The 16,944-nt window shown below is 62.4% G+C and carries 14 protein-coding genes and 1 tRNA gene; 5 read left to right on the top strand and 10 right to left on the bottom strand.

Annotated features, from left to right (window positions below):
• Positions 1-6: 6 nt before the first annotated feature.
• The 3 genes from Pla111_RS04280 to Pla111_RS04270 form a co-directional block, all read right to left on the bottom strand.
• The gene (locus Pla111_RS04280) at positions 7-393 is read right to left on the bottom strand and encodes a DUF2237 family protein (RefSeq protein WP_146571757.1); all 387 of its coding nucleotides are present in this window, start codon (positions 391-393) and stop codon (positions 7-9) included.
• A 205-nt stretch (positions 394-598) separates the two neighbouring features.
• Positions 599-2,890, bottom strand: a complete 2,292-nt coding sequence (locus tag Pla111_RS04275; RefSeq protein ID WP_146571755.1) for a polysaccharide biosynthesis tyrosine autokinase — start codon at positions 2,888-2,890, stop codon at positions 599-601.
• Between the two features lie 345 nt (positions 2,891-3,235).
• Positions 3,236-4,393, bottom strand: a complete 1,158-nt coding sequence (locus Pla111_RS04270) for an exosortase/archaeosortase family protein (protein WP_146571753.1) — start codon at positions 4,391-4,393, stop codon at positions 3,236-3,238.
• 543 nt (positions 4,394-4,936) lie between these two features.
• Between Pla111_RS04270 and Pla111_RS04265 the strand changes: the two genes are divergently transcribed.
• The 3 genes from Pla111_RS04265 (at position 4,937) to Pla111_RS04255 (ending at position 7,947) form a co-directional block, all read left to right on the top strand.
• Positions 4,937-6,013: a polysaccharide biosynthesis/export family protein gene (locus Pla111_RS04265; protein WP_146571751.1), complete on the top strand. Its 1,077-nt coding sequence runs from the start codon at positions 4,937-4,939 to the stop codon at positions 6,011-6,013.
• A gap of 210 nt (positions 6,014-6,223) precedes the next feature.
• A complete protein-coding gene (locus Pla111_RS04260) occupies positions 6,224-7,006 on the top strand; it encodes a hypothetical protein (protein WP_146571749.1) in 783 nt (260 codons plus the stop codon).
• Positions 7,007-7,185: 179 nt separating this feature from the next.
• The gene (locus tag Pla111_RS04255) at positions 7,186-7,947 is read left to right on the top strand and encodes an exosortase-associated EpsI family protein (RefSeq protein ID WP_146571747.1); all 762 of its coding nucleotides are present in this window, start codon (positions 7,186-7,188) and stop codon (positions 7,945-7,947) included.
• A gap of 114 nt (positions 7,948-8,061) precedes the next feature.
• On the opposite strand, the gene Pla111_RS04250 is transcribed toward Pla111_RS04255, so the two are convergent.
• Positions 8,062-9,276 carry a DUF1559 domain-containing protein gene (locus Pla111_RS04250; protein ID WP_146572756.1) on the bottom strand — a complete coding sequence of 405 codons (1,215 nt, stop codon included), beginning with the start codon at positions 9,274-9,276 and terminating at the stop codon, positions 8,062-8,064.
• A 508-nt stretch (positions 9,277-9,784) separates the two neighbouring features.
• Here Pla111_RS04250 and Pla111_RS04245 point away from each other — a divergent pair.
• Together Pla111_RS04245 and Pla111_RS04240 are read left to right on the top strand one after the other, a co-directional pair.
• A tRNA-Leu gene (locus tag Pla111_RS04245) sits at positions 9,785-9,868 on the top strand.
• 775 nt (positions 9,869-10,643) lie between these two features.
• Entirely contained in the window at positions 10,644-11,183 is a 540-nt protein-coding gene (locus tag Pla111_RS04240) for a hypothetical protein (RefSeq protein WP_146571745.1), read from the top strand.
• A gap of 93 nt (positions 11,184-11,276) precedes the next feature.
• Here Pla111_RS04240 and Pla111_RS04235 read toward each other — a convergent pair whose 3' ends face one another.
• From Pla111_RS04235 to Pla111_RS04210, 6 genes are all read right to left on the bottom strand, one after another.
• A complete protein-coding gene (locus tag Pla111_RS04235) occupies positions 11,277-11,732 on the bottom strand; it encodes a GNAT family N-acetyltransferase (protein ID WP_146571743.1) in 456 nt (151 codons plus the stop codon).
• Positions 11,733-12,808: 1,076 nt separating this feature from the next.
• Positions 12,809-13,648, bottom strand: a complete 840-nt coding sequence (locus tag Pla111_RS04230; protein ID WP_146571741.1) for a hypothetical protein — start codon at positions 13,646-13,648, stop codon at positions 12,809-12,811.
• A 299-nt stretch (positions 13,649-13,947) separates the two neighbouring features.
• Positions 13,948-14,160, bottom strand: coding sequence for an FmdB family zinc ribbon protein (locus tag Pla111_RS04225; RefSeq protein ID WP_146571739.1), 213 nt, complete (start codon positions 14,158-14,160; stop codon positions 13,948-13,950).
• A 68-nt stretch (positions 14,161-14,228) separates the two neighbouring features.
• Complete coding sequence (locus Pla111_RS04220; protein WP_146571737.1) at positions 14,229-14,975, bottom strand: hypothetical protein; 747 nt, start codon at positions 14,973-14,975, stop codon at positions 14,229-14,231.
• A 45-nt stretch (positions 14,976-15,020) separates the two neighbouring features.
• A complete protein-coding gene (floA, locus tag Pla111_RS04215) occupies positions 15,021-16,046 on the bottom strand; it encodes a flotillin-like protein FloA (protein WP_231930728.1) in 1,026 nt (341 codons plus the stop codon).
• 191 nt (positions 16,047-16,237) lie between these two features.
• On the bottom strand, positions 16,238-16,876 hold the full coding sequence (locus tag Pla111_RS04210) for an NfeD family protein (RefSeq protein WP_146571733.1): 639 nt from the start codon (positions 16,874-16,876) through the stop codon (positions 16,238-16,240).
• Positions 16,877-16,944: the final 68 nt, after the last annotated feature.

Genomic DNA, 16,944 nt, shown 5'->3' with positions numbered 1-16,944 from the left:
CCGCCTTCACTCCTCGATCGCGTGTTCGCTCAGCTCTTCGAGCGTCGCGAATTCGAGCGACGAAATGTGGCATGCTGCCAAGAGCACCCGCGGTGCCATCCCGGCATCGTAGGCCTCTTTCCACCGCGCCGCGCACAGGCACCACCGATCTCCCGCCTGCAAGCCGGGGAACTCGTACTCTGGCACAGGGGTCGTGAGGTCGTTGCCGCGTGACCGCGAGAACGCAAGGAAGTCTTCGGTCATTTCAGCGCACACGGTGTGAACCCCCACGTCGCCCGCCCCGGTGCGGCAGAACCCGTCGCGATAGAAGCCGGTCAGCGGATCGGTGCAGCAGCCAATCAGTGGCTTACCCAACACGTTCTTAGGCTGCGGGCGGGCCGAGGGATTTGCCATGGTAATAATTCGGGGAGTTGAGAATCGCTTTTAGCGTTGAGTGTCGAAGCACGGATCGAAGAATTTTTGCCTTACAGCAACCTAGCGAGCCCGTGAAGAAGGGCAAGCCGCCTTGCAAAGTTCGATCGTGCGCAAAAAAAGGCGGGGCCCCGGGGGGCCCCGCCTCGCTCTCCTCTCTCCCCAGAGTGGATTCGCTTACACCTGTTTACCCGTCGATCGTCTCGAGCTTCGGCTGCGAGCTCTTCGACGCAACCTGTTGCAGGTGGGTGACCCGCCGATCCGCCTTGCTCGACACGCCGTTGACGACCGAGCCGATCAGTCGCACTCCGACGCTGCGGAGCAGGTCGGCCGCTTGATTGACCTTCGGCACATTCGAGAAGTCCTTGAGCACCGAGAGGATCACACCGTCGCAATGCTGGCCGAAGAGCAGCGAGTCGCTCAGGCCGAGCACCGGCGGTCCGTCGATGATGACAAAGTCGTAGCTGTCGCGGAGCTGCTTGAAGATCGGCTCGGCCTGGTCCGTGGCCAGTGCCTTGACCGCATCGGTGTCGCAGTAGCCGGCGGTGACAACCCACAGCCCCTCGGTCGACTCCACAGGCCGCGCGACATCGGTCGCGTCGGCCTCGGCCCGCAGCACCTCGCTGAGGCCATCCTCTAGCGGCAGGTTGAACAGCGTGTGGAGAATCGGACGACGCAGGTCGCCGTCCACAAGCAGTGTCCGTCTTCCGGCCCGGGCCAGGCTGGCAGCCAACTGACTGGCAACCGTCGTGCGGCCCTCACCCGTGGTGGCACTGGTAACCATCACCAACCGCCGTGCCTTCTTGGTCGATTCGTGCATCAGGGCGGTTCGGACGCTGTCGATCGATTCGCTCAGCTGAGCCACCACCGGGTGACGCGGGTTGAGCGCCTTGCGGCCCGACAGCGAGGGCAACGTGCCGATCACACGGATGCCGAGCCCTTCGTCCACCTGCTCGGGTCCGTCCAGGCGCCGGTTGTTGAATTCCATGAAGCCGATGCCAAGGCACGTGAGCATGAGCGCTCCTAAGCCACCAATCGAAGAGATCGCCGCACGAGCCAGCAGGTTGCGGGCGCTCGAAGTCTCGGCTGGGGCGGCACCCTGCGGGTTGCTAAGGGCCGAGATGCGGGCAGGGGCCTTCAGCTCGACCGCCAGATTCTGGATCTTGGTGGCGATGCTCTGCTGAATGTTACGCTGCTGCTCGATCTTGGTCTGACGGAGCATGAGGTCGGTATTGTTGACGGCCTTCTCGAGCAGCCCTTCTTGCAGCTCGGCGATCCGCTTCTCGATCCGTTCCAGCTCGCGTGACAGCGTGCCCCGGGTCAGCGCGAAGCTGGTGGTTTGCGCTTTCAGGAGCGGATTGGGCTCGTCCGAGTTCTGCCCCGCCAGCTGGGCCCGCATCTGGTCACGCATCGCGGCGATCTGCTGGTTGAGCTGATCGCGCTGACGGAGCAGGCGGCGGACCTCAGGGGAAGAGCCTCGCTTAACAGTCGTGCGGAGCTGCTGGATCTGGAGGTCGAGTCCGAGCACCTGAGCCTGCATCTGTCCAATCGTCGGATCGGCGGCCAGTTGCTGATCCACCTGAGCGTCGATGTACGAGGGGTCGTTGATCTGCCGCTCGAAGATCTGATACTCCATGGTCGCTTGCATGAGTTGCGTCTGGAGCTTCATCTGCTCGCCCTGCATCCGCGTGATCTCGGCAAGCATGAGCTTCGTCTCCGGATCGAAGCCGTCGGAGTACGCTGCGCTGGTGCCGCTATCCTCGGCCAGCTGCTGGTAGGCGATCATCTCGTCGCGGATTTCTTCTTCCAGGTCGGCGAAGCTCTCCTTAAGAATCTGCAGCGGTTGCTGGCGGAGCACCCGATCGCGATAGACCACTTCGTTGTAATACGACTCGCTGACGGCCTCGATGATCTCCTTCAGTTCTTCACGCGGGTAAGGCCCCGCAACCGAGATCTCGAGCAGCTCACCATCGTTCGGGAACGAAACCTGGAGCTGGTCACGCAGCCACATCACCTTGTCGTCGCTGGGATTCTGCGGGAAGAACTTGTGACGCCCGATGTTGCTGTTGCGGAGCGCGGCCGAGAGCACATAGGGGCTCTTGATCGACGCGATCTGGGTCGCCCGGAAAACGTCGAAGTCGCTGGTTTGGTTGGCGGCTCGTGAGTCGACGAGCGTGACCGGATCGCTCGCAACCTTGTAGTACGCCTTGGCGGAAAAGGTCTCAGGGAACAACAGCCACAGGCCAGCACCGGCGGCAAGCCCTGCCAGAGTGCTCATGCACGTGGCGAGCAGCCAGCGACGGCGCAGGGCGTTGAGCAGCCCGCTGCGATCCATGCCGCCTTTGATAACGTCCTTGGCCGCGGCGGCGCCCATTCCCGCAAAGGGGGACGCCAGCGCGCCGCCAGAAGCCGATCCCGCCTGCACCATGGCGGTGCCGGGACCAGCGGTGGACACGTCTCCGTTGTCGTGGGTGGTCATGAGTGAGCGATCTCCAAGTCGGGCCGCTCCCGCGTTGCGGCGGGAGCCAAAGGGCCTTGCCGGCGTAGCCGTCGGCAAGGTTTCGTAAGCAGCGGTTGCCGGGCTGCCTCGCGTCGTCCCCCGCTTAGGGGGCGTGCGAAACGGCTCGGCGTGACCGCACTGTGGCAAGGCGGATGCCAGTCCTTGGCGAAAGCTGGCGAATCAGTCGCAAGCTGTTTAATATCAAGCACTTATGTCTTGGCGTCGATTCGCGGCAAGCCACTGGCTTGATGCAAAAAACCCACGCCTGTCGATCCTCTGCGACACCCGTCTGCTGCTTGTGGAGCGCCCACCTATCTCATTCCGCTAGCGGATCGGGGCGGGGCCCATGCCAATCGCGCGAGCCTCGATCCCCTCCTCGGGCACCGTGAGCTTCGCAAGCACCGTCTGCTCCAAGTAAAGCAAGCCGAGCGCCGGGATCATCATCCCGAAGCCAGCAAAGTCGTGGACCATCTTGTGCGCCAGCTCGCTATCGAACACCCGAAACAGCAGAGCCGTCACGACAATCCGCAAGATATTCACAAACAGGGCGATCGGGATCGCGCTGAGCAAGACGGTGAAACGGTCCCACCAAGGACGCTTGATCAAAAAGACCATCGCGACCGCTAGGCCCAGAAAAATGGTCATCATCCGCATGCCGCTACATGCCTCGGCAACTTCCATCTCCATTCCATCGACGATGATCACGCTTCCGTTGCGGACAACCGGTTGCCCCAAGATCACCAGGACGACCTCGCTGAGGGCCGCCGCGACCCGCTGAAGCCATCCCAGCAGGGGACGTTCGAGCATCGTCGGCAGCGGATACATAAAGAGCAGGAAGCCCACGGCGGGGCCTGCCCAAGCGATCAGCCGCCAGCCCCCCACCAGCAGGAACACGCCGAACAGGGCCACCACAAAGCTCATACGATTGAGCGGTTCAATCTCGTACTCGGCTGCAACCAGGATCCGCAGCGCGTAGCCTGCCAGCAGAATGCCCGCGCCGGTGTAGCGGGCCGCTGTTGAGACCTTGAAGAAGGGTTGGCCGATCAACACGTAGGCGAGTCCCCCCACGCAGAGAATCGCCCAGCCGAGCCCCTCGAGCAGATGGTTTTCCAGCCACCAGCCAATGCCCGTTGCCACCAAGCCGCCACCGACAATCGCCTGTCGGAACTGCGACGCGGGCATGAGGTTCAAGAAGGTTTCTTCTTGACCACCGCGGGGAGGCTCTTGCGCCACAGGGTTCGGCCGCCGGAACCACATCAGGTACAGCGCAATCAGCGGAATAATGTAGCCGTGCGAGTACTGTGGCTTCTCCCACACCTGAGCGGTGAGCTCGAACATGTTCCAGTACGAGTAAACCAGCAGGGCGCTCAGGCCCACCAGCGCGAAATAGCTGGCCTTTTGGGTGGCATCGGCCCACGAAAAAGTGGGGGCTTCTTCGGCGGGCGCTTGCATGGCACCCGGGGTGAGAAAATCAACAGCCATGAGAGCTTCGACGGGTTCGGTAGTGGTCGAGGGGGGGGAAGGGGGAGTGACGCTTCTCGCGAGGACTCAATCGGGCACCGTCACTCCGGAAACCCGAGAGGTGTGACGCCTTCGGCCGCGGCCAAGTTCCCGACACAGCCAAGTTCCCAACGCTGCCGGTAAAGACCTTCGCCTTAGACGTTTCTGTGCTGGCAGTGGGGCCAAGGGCTCACCCTGCCTTTGAGGCCGCAATCGCGGCCAAGGCGGCTGATCCCTTGAAGCTACGCGGGGCCAACGGGAGTGTCAAACACGCGGCGATAGCGTTGCCCGAGCCTAGCTTCCAATGGGGTTGAAGGGGCCCCTAGGGGATACACGGATGTAGAGCCTATCGCTGCCGGCGGTTCCGATTGGGAGGTTTTTGCGGACCAGGCCAAAGTTCCGGCCCGTGGCGTCCGATTAGTACGACTGTGCCGCCTATTCCGGGCGGGGCGTTTGGGCGCTGCTGGCGGTCGTGGGACCGCTGTCAACGCCAGCACTCACCGCGAGGACGAGGCCAAACCTGCTATGAACGGCGACCTCACCACGCCATCCGTACGTCTCCGATCGCATCGAGCGATCGTCCATCTGGTTCTGGCCGCTTCGGTTGTCAGCAACGGTTGCACGGCGTTCGTCGCTCCGCGCGAATCGCTGCCGATCACGCCGGCCGAACCCTCTCCGCTGGCCCCGGCGCCGCGCGAGCTAGAGATGATGACTCTCGAGCGTTATCGCATCGAGCCACCGGATGTGCTGCTCATCAACGCGATCAAGGTGGTTCCCAAGCCGCCACACACGATCGAGCCTTTCGACGGCCTGCTGATCCGCGCCGCCGGAGCCCTGCCCGATCAGCCGATCGCCGACGCTTTTGCTGTCGACCCTGAAGGAACGGTGGACCTGGGCCCCTCATACGGCAAGGTCAAGGTTTCCGGCCTGACGATCGACGAGGCGCAAGACGCGGTTCGCAAGCAGCTTGCCGAGGTGCTCGAAGAGCCCGAGGTGAGCGTGTCGCTAGCGTTCTCGACCGGTGCTCAGCAGATCGCTGGTGAGCATTTGGTCGGACCCGACGGCCGCGTAAATCTGGGCACCTACGGCTCGGTCTATGTGACCGGCATGACCCTCGACGAAGCCAAAGCGGCGATCGAGGCCCGGCTGGGTGAACAGCTCATGAATCCTGAGGTTGTCGTCCAGATCCTGGCCTACAACAGCAAACGCTACTACGTGATCACGCAGGGTGGCGGATTCGGTGACAGCATTGTCCCGCAACCGATCACCGGCAAAGAAACGGTCCTCGACGCACTGAGCGCCATCGGCGGCATCAGCCAGCTGTCGTCCACCAAGATGTGGATCGCCCGGCCTGCCCCCAACGGCGTTGGCTGCGAGCAGATCCTGCCGATCGCCTACAACGACATCACCCGCGGTGCCTCGACCGCAACCAACTATCAGCTGCTGCCGGGCGACCGACTGTTCATCGCTGACGATCCGATGACTCGCTTCGACGCGGTCCTCGGCAAGATCACACGACCGCTTGAACGTGTCTTCGGTGTGGTGTCACTCGGCACCGCGACAATCAACCGGATCGACCGCTTCGGACTGGGTTCTCTGTAACGGGTCTCGCAGCAGCCGAGGTAGCATCACCCCCCCTCTGCCGGCATGAGTGCCTGCAGGGGGGCCCCGGAGAGGCCACCCCCGCATGATCGAGATCACGCTCGGTCAGAAACACGAACGACGCACGAAGAAGCCGGACAGTCTTTCGCCGGCAATGACTGACAACGGGCACGCGATCGCGTCCCGCCGCTTTAGCACGGAAGCTTCATGATGAACCGAACGCTCGCAGCGTTAACCCTCGCCTTGAGCTGGATCGTCACAACCCCCGCGGCGGCTTCGTCCGCCGGTGGCTCGCTTTACCGGCCGCGTCCGGTGGTGCAGGCGTCGGCTTCGATGCCCTGCCAAACGTGCCAGTCGGGGAAACCCTGCTCGACGTGTCCGCTCACAAGGGTCGATCCGCCCTCGCCACCAGCCTGCTCGGTGGATGGCGTGTGCCGATCGAAGGCCGACACCTTTGGCTTCTACCAAACCAATTGGCGCCGCTGGCCCTCGGATGTTGATTCCGATACTCCCAAACCGGCTGCCAATCCTGAGGACGCCCTGCTGGGCCCCTTCGATCCGCCTCCGGCCAAGGAAGAGGATCAGCAGGCACCCCCGCCGATCGAGGAGCCGTCCGACGAACAAGACGCTCCCGTACGGGAGATCGAACTGCCCGCCCCCTCGGCACCCAACACCGATGGTCCGCCAACGCTGCCGTTCGGTGCGACGACGCCCCGCCTGCCGGTTCGAGGTCAGCAGTACCGTTTGCCCGAGGCATCGAGCCCCGCGATGAGCCTGCCCAGCGCCGCGATCGCCAAGACTAATCGCAAGCCCAACCAGCAAGCCAATCAGGACCTGCCACAGCTGCCGCCGAGCCTCGCTCGGACGCCCGCCACCGAGATGCTCCGGCGGCTGCCGGCCCTCGACAGCTCGGGATCGGCCCGCGACTCCGCCATTTTGCCGGCCAGCTATCGCGAAGCCCAGCAGGCCGGCAGCGGCGTGGTGAACCCCTGAGCGATCGGTTGCACCGCGTACAACCCGACAGGGAAACCTGTTCGAAACACCACGGCCTGTGCCGCGCTGCTTGACCGGCAGCCACGCCAGGCCTACGGTTTTCTCTAGCGGCCTGCCTCGCGGCAGGCCGCTCTTCGTTTACGGTGTTCCTTCATTTCGTGGACCGAGAGTCCCTTGTCATGGGTCGAATCCTTCCTTTTGTGCTCGCGGCGGTCGCGGTGATCGCTCTCACCCTGGTTGAAGGGCTCAAGACGGGCCGCTGGGTCGATCTGGACCGCAGAACCGCCTACTGCGCGTCACTTTTAACGCAGATCCCGGATCGAGTCGGCGATTGGGTCGGCGAGGACTCGACCGTCGAAGAAAACATTCTGACGACCGCCGGTGCCGACGGGTACATCTCGCGCAATTTTCAGAATCTGACCTCGGGCGAACGAGTGAACGTTTGGCTGATCGTGGGCCATGCCCATGATATCGCCGAGCACACGCCCGACTCTTGCTATCCGTCGCAAGGGGCCAGCCAGCGGGCACCGCACGAGAACTACACCATCAGCATCGAAGGGCAGCCCGACGCGGTGTTTTGGACCGCCGTCTTCGACCCCAAGAATGCGGCCGTCCCGTCGGCTCGCGTCTTCTGGTCTTGGTTTCAGCCCGAGACCGAGGGTGAGTTGCGCTGGATCGCGCCCAGCGGTCCCCGCTGGGCATTCGGTAACGCGCCGACGCTCTACAAAATGTATTTCACCGCCAACGCCGGCAAGGATGAGAAACCGCAAGACAACAGCGTCTGCGTCGAGTTTGCCAAAGAGTTCATGCCGGCCATCCGTCCGATCCTCGAACAGGCCACGCGTCCGACTCCCGACTCGTTCGATCCCACCGCGACCACTTCGGCGGCCACAACCGAGGCGGCGGACGACGCCGACCTCTCGGACGACGACGCCACCTGACGCAAGAGCCTGCGGATCCAAGCAAAGCCCGGTAACTTTTGCCGGCAACCGGCCAGCAGAAAGCCGCCGAACAGCATCCGTCTCGATTAACGCTCGGTTCGATTAGCGCTCTGCTTACAAGTCGGACTCTGAAGGTTGCGGCAGGTCGCGATCGACCTTGATGCCCCCCTCGTTCACGTAGAACTTGGACCGCTTGTACTTGGTGGTCATCATCTGCGCGTAGACGCGATCCTGGATGTTCTCGTTAACGAACAACACGCGTCCATCGGCAAAGGCCATGTTCACGCCGCCCGGGTGATTGCTCGACGGGTAGGCGAGCTCTTCCACTAGGAGCTGATCCCCGTTTGTGTCGACGAGCGTCTCCGGCGGTGAGACCAACCGGGCACCGTTGATCCGCTGGATCGACTCGGCGGTCACCCCGGCTGGCAGGATCGCGTTGGTCGTTGTGGGCCGCAAGTTGTGCCACACGAAGCCAAAGTGGTGCTTCGCATCGCGCAGGTTGGGGATTTCGTTGTCGAGCTGGTTCGCCGGGGTGGTGTCGGGATAGGTGTACCAAACGGCGTGGATGTTCTCCGTCACGAGAAAGGTCTTGCTCGTGCCATCTCCCCCCTGGATGTAGTCGATCGACATCTGTAGCGCACGGCCGTCTTCGCGGCCATCGGCGCTGTTCGCCCAACCCGACCCCGGGTTCGAGCGGCTCTTGCGATTCGCGTCGAAGAATACGCCGTTGGGGGCATACTCCTCGTTTACACCGATCGTTAGCCCCGTCACCGGCTGCGTGCCGCGTGACAGGCAGTTGTACGCTTGGCCGGCGTTGCCCACGTACGAGGTGGCCGGCGTGCCGGGGCCGTCCGGCGGATCGCTGGGACACTGCAAGTTAACGAGCTCGGGGAGAAAGTTGACTCCCGAGCCGCCGGTTGTCCACTCGACTTGCCCCGCCGCCGCCGACGCCGTGTTGCCGTTGAACGACTTGGTCCACAAGTCGTACAGCGGCGACTCTTCGATGTAGGGGAAGAGCATGACCGTCCAGCTCGCTCGGCGGCCAACGAGGTACTCACCGTTGTTGTTCTTGGTGCTGGCGGTGTTGGCGATCTCGTTGATCAGGCCTGGCAGCTTCCGCTGCGTGGTGTCGTAGTTTTGCAGCGCAAGGCCCAACTGCTTGAGGTTGTTGCTGCAAGTGTTTCGTCGCGCGGTTTCGCGGGCGGCTTGAACGGCCGGCAGCAGCAACGCGACAAGCGTGCCGATGATCGCGATGACCACCAACAGCTCGACCAAGGTAAAACCGAACGAAGAGAACGCAGCGCGGCGGCGCGTTGTAAAGCGGAGCATGGAGGCCTCAGTTGCTCGGTAGAAAGCCGTCGCAGCCCGGCAGGCTGAACGGCATGGTGGTTGTTCCGGAAAGCTTAGCGACTCGATCGATGCGGAAAACGCGGCGGGGCTTCGCAGAGCGGCAACGCTTTGATCACCAGCAAGGCACGAAGGTTCCCCGCCGACGACCCATCAGAATGCCGGGCGAAGCCTCAGAGAACTCTCTCCTGCCTCCCCTCCCACACCACCCGGAACGCGTTCTTTATTCCGCCGCTCTCGTCGGTTCGCTGGTGTCAGCGGGACCTATTGCGATCGGCGTAAACCCAAACGACATCTAAGCTTATTGTTGCCCTCAAGACCCTGGTTGTCCATCATTCGGTGAGGTTCCTGGCCAGGTTAGCCGGCCCCCCGGAGTTTCTGCTAGCGCCAACGTAAGGGCCTGCCCCGCTTGACGTTAGGGGACCCGCGTAAGTATCCTAAAGGGTTGACGAGTGGCGTCCTGCCGATTGGGCGGGCGGCGTTCGTCTGTGGGCTCGTGGCGGAATTGGCAGACGCGCATGCTTGAGGGGCATGTGCCCGCAAGGGCGTGCTGGTTCGACTCCAGTCGGGCCCACTCCGTCCAGGTGAATCTGGTGGGCTTCAATCCGGTGATCGCTAACGCCGCTCACGGTAGCGCTAACTAGAAGCCCTTCGGTCCAACTTGGTCGGAAACTCTCCCACCCCAACAAGAAACGCATGGCTCTTTCGAGGGTCGTGCGTTTCTTGGTTTAGGGACCGCAAGCTAACCGCCACAAACGGCGGCCAATCTTGCCTTTTAGCCCCGGGCGGACTGAGCCGTAAAGGTCTGAGCCGGTAGAGAGCTGGGCATCAAAAGGCCAGCGAATCATCGGGTCCGAGACGGGGCAGGCCAGAGGCGGGTCTCTCGGCAAAGGCTGAGCCGAATCTAGGGTACGGCCCCGATCGGTGCAATTTTTTCACGCTAAGGGCGGTCCTAAAAGTAGACGTCAGGCTCGATTTCGTGATCTTGATGGCGAGACGGGTTTTGGCACCTAACCGTCGAGCTAAGTCGTTTGTGTCGTGGCATTCCGGCCTGGTTACCCCAGAAACGTCCGCCTTTGGCACGGTACAACCTGCCCAGGACGACGCCAACTGTACAGGTTGGCTATGCGGCAAGATCGCCCGCAAGTGGCCCGCGAACGGGTCCGCCGAGCAGCTCAGAAGTCGCCGAGGTTGAGCCAACTGAGGGCAGTTAGCGGCATCGCCAAATGACCAAGGTCGACGCCTCCTGTGCAAGTTAGCCTGACGCTGAATCAGCGTCTGTTGGCCCACAGCGTCAGGCCGCATGCGTAGAATCTAGCTAAAGCAGTCTTTGCCCTCACGGAGTCGACATGGATGACTTAAACGACAGGAAAAGGCGAGGCTGTCTTGCTGTAGCGGCGGTGTTTCTAGGCATCTGGGCGGGCATTTTCTGCATAGGTCTTGTTTGGGTGCAGACCGGCCGCCACTTGTCACCGCCCTCGGGACGTTACGACCGTGCGATTGAAGGTATCTACGCAATCGAACGGGAGACGAACTATCAAGTCCCAGAAGTCTTTCGTGAAGCCTCCGTGACGATCAGTCGCTCTACGCATGGAGGCATGCAGATCAAGGGCTCTTCGGGGACAGCACTGCAGTTGGAAGAGGGGGCGGATGGATGGTACTTCTCAAAAAACTTTGACCCTACGGGCCCAATTATCCTTCCAGGACTTTCTCGCAACTGGAACGAAGGACGCATAACTGCGTCAGCCGACGGCCTCGTGGTTGAAGGATACATGCTTGAGAAGGGCCTGATGCTTTTTGTGTTTCCCTTCGCTGATGCAGCTAGCGAATGGAGTATCAAGCTTACTCAAACCGAGGAATCCGACACGCAGTCAGAGAGCAAGCAATAGAGCAAAGGATGCTCTGTCGCTGGATCTTGCCGCATTCCAACTCAGGTCTGCTAAGTACAAAGGTGTGACCCTCCGGGGAGACTCCGCGACGGATTAGCCACAGTCTTGGACGAGACTGATTTCGAGCAAGGTGTCGCCATCGTCATGGTTTCCAATCGCCTTGAAGCCAAGGCTCATGTACAGGGCGGAGGCTGCTTCGTTGCTTGGCTTGTGCATGGTTCTGACGCGTGTTCCATCCCGCAGTCGTATCTCTTCCATCGCAAGCAGCATCGCTTGTGCGGCGTGACCTTGGCGTTGATGGTCCCTGTCAATCAGCAGCCGGAATACCCAATACAGCCCCAGGTCCTCCGGGTCTTCCTCGTGGCAGTATGCCAGCATGCCCACCACTTGCTCACCGTTGCAGATCGCTCGAAGAACATGATGCGGCTCGAACTTGGACTCGGCGATCGTCCAGACATTGCTCGCCACGTAACCTTGCTGGTCATCGTTAGCTGAGAGCTTGCCGCAAGCAACCCAGTTCTCGCGTGTGACTTCTTCAAGTGTGACCATCGCCCTAGTTTCCATCGGGGACAAGCGAAACGATGCTCCGCTAAGCCCAAATGAGTGGCCCTCCTGGGTCACGACGACTGGACGCCAGTTGCCTGCCCTGGGGGCCTTAGGGTGTGAAATTGCACCGATCTGGGCGGTACCCTGGCTCGGGAACTGGCGGCGAAAATCCACGCCAAGGCTGGTCTTCAGCGATTGGCTCTAGCTCAATGTCCCCGAAGCCAATCTGCAAGACTTCGGAGTACCCCGAAGAGACCCAATCTCTTAGCGGCTATTTGCGCTATTTTGTTCGGCCCCTTCCGCCTCAGGGTCAAGAAACCTAGCCCGATATAGGTCAACTCAGGCGTCGACGACGTTGAACAGGTGTCGGGCGAGTCAATCACGGCAGCCGGGTCGGAGTACAGCAGGCTGCCGCAATACGGGCAAGGAGCGTCTCCGAAGGGTTGTGACGGCTCGACGAACGCTTTCCGGCCACAGACGGTGCAGCGAAACGGAGTTCCGCCGGGAGTGTTGGATGAGATGCCCATGGTCGGTTTGGATTCTACTCTTTCAGTCCACACGAAACGCTCTCAAAGACCCAGAAGTGGCATCGAAAATCGACGCAGGTTGCACGTATGTGCAAATGAGTGACCCTCCTGGGGGCTCGAAGGACGGTCGCCAAGCCGCTGAGGTTGCCTCATCCGACGCGAGAAGCCTCCGGGCCCAGCCCGCGTCGGTGCCCGTCACCTCAGTGGATTAGCCGCTGTGCGAAACCGTCTGCCGGCTATCGCTACTGCGCGGCTAATCCGGAAGCCGCCAAGTACAAAGGTGTGGCCCTCCTGGGCCGCTTAGCGTGAGAAATTGCACCGATCTGGGCGGTACCCTAATCTAAGCCGCCCCGGAAAATCGGGGGCCCCAAGGTAAACGCCGGGGCGTAGCTTCTAGCCCCGCCCGCGGCATGGCCTCATCACTGATAACTGGAAAATTCCAGGTACAGAAACACGCAACCGATCGTCAGCGCGACCGTGGCGATAATCATCAGCACCGTATAGACCGACATCGGCGGTTTTTTTACCAAGCCGCTGCGGGTCGAACCAAAGTTAGCTGAGCTTGAGTCGAGTTGCGACACGGTCGCCCTCCTGAATCGGTCCTTGTTGGAAACGGACATCGACGCGGCCAACGGCGCGGTCGCCCGAGGTCTTCAGGATCTCGATGCGTCCCTTGTACTTCGTGTCACGGAACACTTCGACTGTCTGACCTGGCCGCAGCCCGTCGTCAGAACCGATGCTGATCTCGACCAGCATGACTCCATCCTTACGCTGCGTGCGACTCACAAAGCCGTCTACCCGCGGCGTGATCTCCTCGACCGGGGTCTCGGGATCGAGGTTGTTCGAACGTAGCAGGCTGGTCATCCGGCTTGCGTCGGCCAGCAGGTCGCGATTGCGCTCGGCGGTGGTCTCGATCTCGTTGCGGACCGATTGCAACTTCTCGGTCGCTGCCAGCGCGGCTCCGAAGTAGCGGTCTTTGTCCGCCAGAGCCGTCCGGATCGACGAGCGCAGGGTGGTCAGCTCGCTGGCCAGGGCGTCGTTGTTCTGTTGAGTGGCGTTCATCGCCGCGGCTAGTTCGCCGTTCTGCGCCCGCAACTCGTCCAGCGCCAGCTGGGCCTGGGCGTTGCGATCGGCCAAGCGGACCTTCTCGGTCTCGAGCTGCTGAGCACGGGCACGGGCGGCCTCCGCCTCGGCGGTGAGCTCGCTTTCAAGGCGGTTGTACTGCCCCTGGAGCGTGGTCAGGTCCGACTGCTTTTGACGTAACGTCTCGGAGAGCTTTTGCTTCTCGGCTTGCAGGTCGCGGTGCGCGCCATAGGCGGCGATCGCCGCCCCCATGAACGCGCAGCTCATGACAAACAACGCCACAACGAAGCATTTGCCTAGGAAATTCATGCTGGTCGTGTTGCTACGCAGAAGGAATAACGCGGGCCGAAACGGCCGGAAACAGTGGCGGAAAGCAAGAACCGATGGGTTGGTTCTTGCCCCCGCGGACTGCGGTCGGCTAGTCCGACGCGCTGAACGCCGAGTTGGCAGTATAGGCAGCGACCAAAAACAGTGTCAATTTAAGGGGCCTACGTCGTCCGGGGAACTTATCCTCCCGCGGGCGGTCGTGCGGGCTAGTGCGGTCGCAAGGCCCTCCCGGCGCTCCACGGGCCGAGCCTAAGCCTCTAAGACTCGGCGGAAGCCCCTTCTCAGCCGGCGGGAAAGCAGCCGCAGGCCGAACCGCAGGGCCCGGCTGGCTCAGCTCGGGCTGAGCCCCCGGTTGCGGGCGAGGCACACACACTCAGCAGCTTTTGCAGTTTCTGCGCGCCGCAGGCCGGACACGCCGGGGCCTGATCCTCGCTCCGCACCAGCAATTCGTGGGCTGAATCACACTGAGGGCAGTGATACTCGTAAAGCGGCATGCAACTCTCACTGGCAAGGAGCAACGGCCAGCGAACCAAGGGCGTGCCGTCGATACTTCCATCTTACGCTACCAACGATCGGTCGGTCGCGTGAGGATCTCGTTCAGAACAATCGCGTCGCGGACGCCGGTCGGCGAAGCCAGGGCGGCGGCGATGCGGCTTGCCGCTGTCGAGGAAGCTGAATCGCCCCGCTGGGCACTGGCTGAGGCCGCTTCGGCAAGGTCGCGGGCGGCGACCGACTTGCCAAATTTTGCGTCAAGCCGGGCCTGGAGCCGATCGTCTGAGGCGGCGATGCCTTCCCCCAAATGAGCAGCCTGCTCAGCCAACTGGCTCTGGGGCAAGTGGCTCATTTCGGCGCGATCGCCCGCGGCAGCGTTGGCGGCAGCGGGCATGGGGCGTGCGGCCGTTTGTTTTTCCTGCTGCGAAACGGGCGGACGGCTCCCGACCCGCGGCGGCATGGGGCGGCGCTGCCCCTGAGTGGCGGGCTGCTCCTCAAAAGGATCGAGGACGCGTCGCGGGGGTGCCTCGCTGGGTTCCTCGTCGAAAACTTCGATCACGCGGCCGCGGGGCTCGTCAGGCGGTTGCTCGCCACGGACTCGGGCAAGGAACTCCTCGATCTCTGATCGCACCGGATCGTTCTCGAGGGTCTCCAAATTGGGCGCGTCGCCGGCCTCTTCTTGCTCGGCTTGCCGACGCTTCGCCTCGGCATTGGCGATCATCACCTGCCGAACCGCCCACACAATCAGCAACAGCGTCGGCCACAACCCTTCCAGCAGGGCCAGCGGAGGATCGGCAGGTATCAGGAGCGGCAGCACGGGGGGTCCTTAAGTCAATCACAGAGGTGCGTAGCAGCCTCGTGACTACTTCGGGTTAGCGGAGGCGATCGATTCACGCATCTCCGTGTCGGCTTGCACGTTGCGCAGCTTGTAATAGTCCAGCAACCCCAGCTTACCCGAGCCAAACGCCTCGGCCATTGCGCGGGGCACCTCGGCCTCAGCTTCAACCAGCTTGGCACGCATCTCTTGGATACCGGCGAGGTTTTCTTGTTCTTGCGAGACCGCCATCGCGCGGCGGCCCTCGGCCTGGGCGCGTGCGACCCGGGTGTCGGCCTCGGCCTGGTCGGCCTGCAGTCGGGCACCAATGTTATCGCCAACGTCGATATCGGCGATATCGATCGAGACAATCTCGAACGCCGTCTGCGAGTCAAGCCGCTTGGAAAGCACCGCCTTCGAGATCAGATCGGGATTTTCCAGGACTTGCGCGTGTGTGGTCGACGAGCCGATTGCGCTGACGATGCCCTCGCCCACACGGGCCACGATCGTCTCTTCCGTGGCTCCGCCGATGAGCTGATCGAGGTTCGCGCGGACAGTAACCCGCGCCTTGACCTTTAATTGAATGCCGTCCTTCGAGATCGCATCGAGACTGGGGCGCGAGCTGCCTTTGGCGGGACAGTCGATCACGCGCGGATACACGCTGGTCTGCACCGCCTCAAGAATGTTGCGGCCCGCGAGGTCGATGGCGGTCGCACGCTTAAAATCTAGCTCGATGATCTTTGCCTTGCGGGCGGCGATCATCGAGCGGATCACGAGCGGCACGTTGCCACCAGCCAGATAGTGCGCTTCGAGCGCCCGGGCCGTCACGCCCTCTTCCTCGGTCAGCCCGGCTTGGATCGCCATGATCTTGCTGCGGACGATCACCGTCGGATTGACCTTCCGGAAGGTCATCCGCAACAGGTCGAAGATGCCGATGCCCGCCCCGGTCGTGACCGACTGAATCCACAGCCGGAAGTACCGCGCGGCGATCGCGATCGCCGCCAGCGCCAACAGCAACGCGATGAGCGACACCACGACCCACACCCGCGAGTCGGAAAGCAAGTTTTGAGCCATCAGGAGGCTATTAAGAGGCATGGCGTCGCCGAACACTGTGGTTTAAACGTAGGATAAGCCGTGCCGCAGGAAAACGCGGGGCGTATTGCTGGCTGATGAACGGGCTGAGCAGCGCGGGTCGGCACCCAAGTCGTTCGGGGTATTTAGCGTTTTACGGGGCCAATGGCCGGATAACAAGCGAACCCGGGCTCTCAGGCGGACCCGGATGACCGACGTGAGCCCGGCGAATCGTCAGCGGGAAGGCTGATATCAGCCGGGTCAAAATCAAAATCTTCCAGTCCCAGATCTTGCGCCGGATGAGCGAGGCGCTCGTCGCCTACCGCGGCCGAGGGCCCGGTCTCGGGGTCGATACGACGGACCACCACGCGGTTGGCAGCGACTTCAACCACTTTGACGTATTCGCCCGGGTCGATCGCTTGGCCGCGGCTGACGCAATCGATCATCTGGCCGTCGATCTCGACTGCCCCTGACGGGAGGAGCTTCGAGCGGGCGACACCGATGCGGCCGATCAGGGCCCGCCGGGCATCGATCGGATCGACCTCGTCCGAGGTGGGAGCGGATCCGATCAGCACGCGTCCCATTGGCGTGTAGGGTAACGCCTGGAGCGCCACATAAAGGGCCACCGGCACCAGCAGCACCTCAACCGCCGCAAACGTTAGCCCGCGAGTCCAACCTCCCGAGGCATAGGCCTGGTAGACCGCGCTGAGCAGCGCGAGGGCCGAGAGCGCACCGAGCACGCCCCCCGAAGGAAAAAACACCTCGGCGATAAGCAGCAGAAGGCCGATCGCAGCGAGGAGCAGTCCGAGCGTCGTGTCATCCAACAGATTCACGGCCTCTGTCCCCTCTCTCTCTTTGAGCTGCTCTTTTGACGAGCGATGCGCCTTAGGCGGCTATTTAT

The sequence above is a fragment of the Botrimarina hoheduenensis genome (genome assembly GCF_007859815.1).
Classification (GTDB): Bacteria; Planctomycetota; Planctomycetia; order Pirellulales; family Lacipirellulaceae; genus Botrimarina; species Botrimarina hoheduenensis.
This window is presented reverse-complemented; position numbering and strand designations above follow the sequence as displayed.

What these genes read in the sequence shown, in the direction of transcription:
- Pla111_RS04280 (WP_146571757.1), bottom strand. Translation starts at nt 393, where the DNA reads ATGGCAAATCCCTCGGCCCGCCCGCAGCCTAAGAACGTGTTGGGTAAG.
- Pla111_RS04275 (WP_146571755.1), bottom strand. Translation starts at nt 2,890, where the DNA reads ATGACCACCCACGACAACGGAGACGTGTCCACCGCTGGTCCCGGCACC.
- Pla111_RS04270 (WP_146571753.1), bottom strand. Translation starts at nt 4,393, where the DNA reads ATGGCTGTTGATTTTCTCACCCCGGGTGCCATGCAAGCGCCCGCCGAA.
- Pla111_RS04265 (WP_146571751.1), top strand. Translation starts at nt 4,937, where the DNA reads ATGAACGGCGACCTCACCACGCCATCCGTACGTCTCCGATCGCATCGA.
- Pla111_RS04260 (WP_146571749.1), top strand. Translation starts at nt 6,224, where the DNA reads ATGAACCGAACGCTCGCAGCGTTAACCCTCGCCTTGAGCTGGATCGTC.
- Pla111_RS04255 (WP_146571747.1), top strand. Translation starts at nt 7,186, where the DNA reads ATGGGTCGAATCCTTCCTTTTGTGCTCGCGGCGGTCGCGGTGATCGCT.
- Pla111_RS04250 (WP_146572756.1), bottom strand. Translation starts at nt 9,276, where the DNA reads ATGCTCCGCTTTACAACGCGCCGCCGCGCTGCGTTCTCTTCGTTCGGT.
- Pla111_RS04240 (WP_146571745.1), top strand. Translation starts at nt 10,644, where the DNA reads ATGGATGACTTAAACGACAGGAAAAGGCGAGGCTGTCTTGCTGTAGCG.
- Pla111_RS04235 (WP_146571743.1), bottom strand. Translation starts at nt 11,732, where the DNA reads ATGGTCACACTTGAAGAAGTCACACGCGAGAACTGGGTTGCTTGCGGC.
- Pla111_RS04230 (WP_146571741.1), bottom strand. Translation starts at nt 13,648, where the DNA reads ATGAATTTCCTAGGCAAATGCTTCGTTGTGGCGTTGTTTGTCATGAGC.
- Pla111_RS04225 (WP_146571739.1), bottom strand. Translation starts at nt 14,160, where the DNA reads ATGCCGCTTTACGAGTATCACTGCCCTCAGTGTGATTCAGCCCACGAA.
- floA (WP_231930728.1), bottom strand. Translation starts at nt 16,046, where the DNA reads ATGGCTCAAAACTTGCTTTCCGACTCGCGGGTGTGGGTCGTGGTGTCG.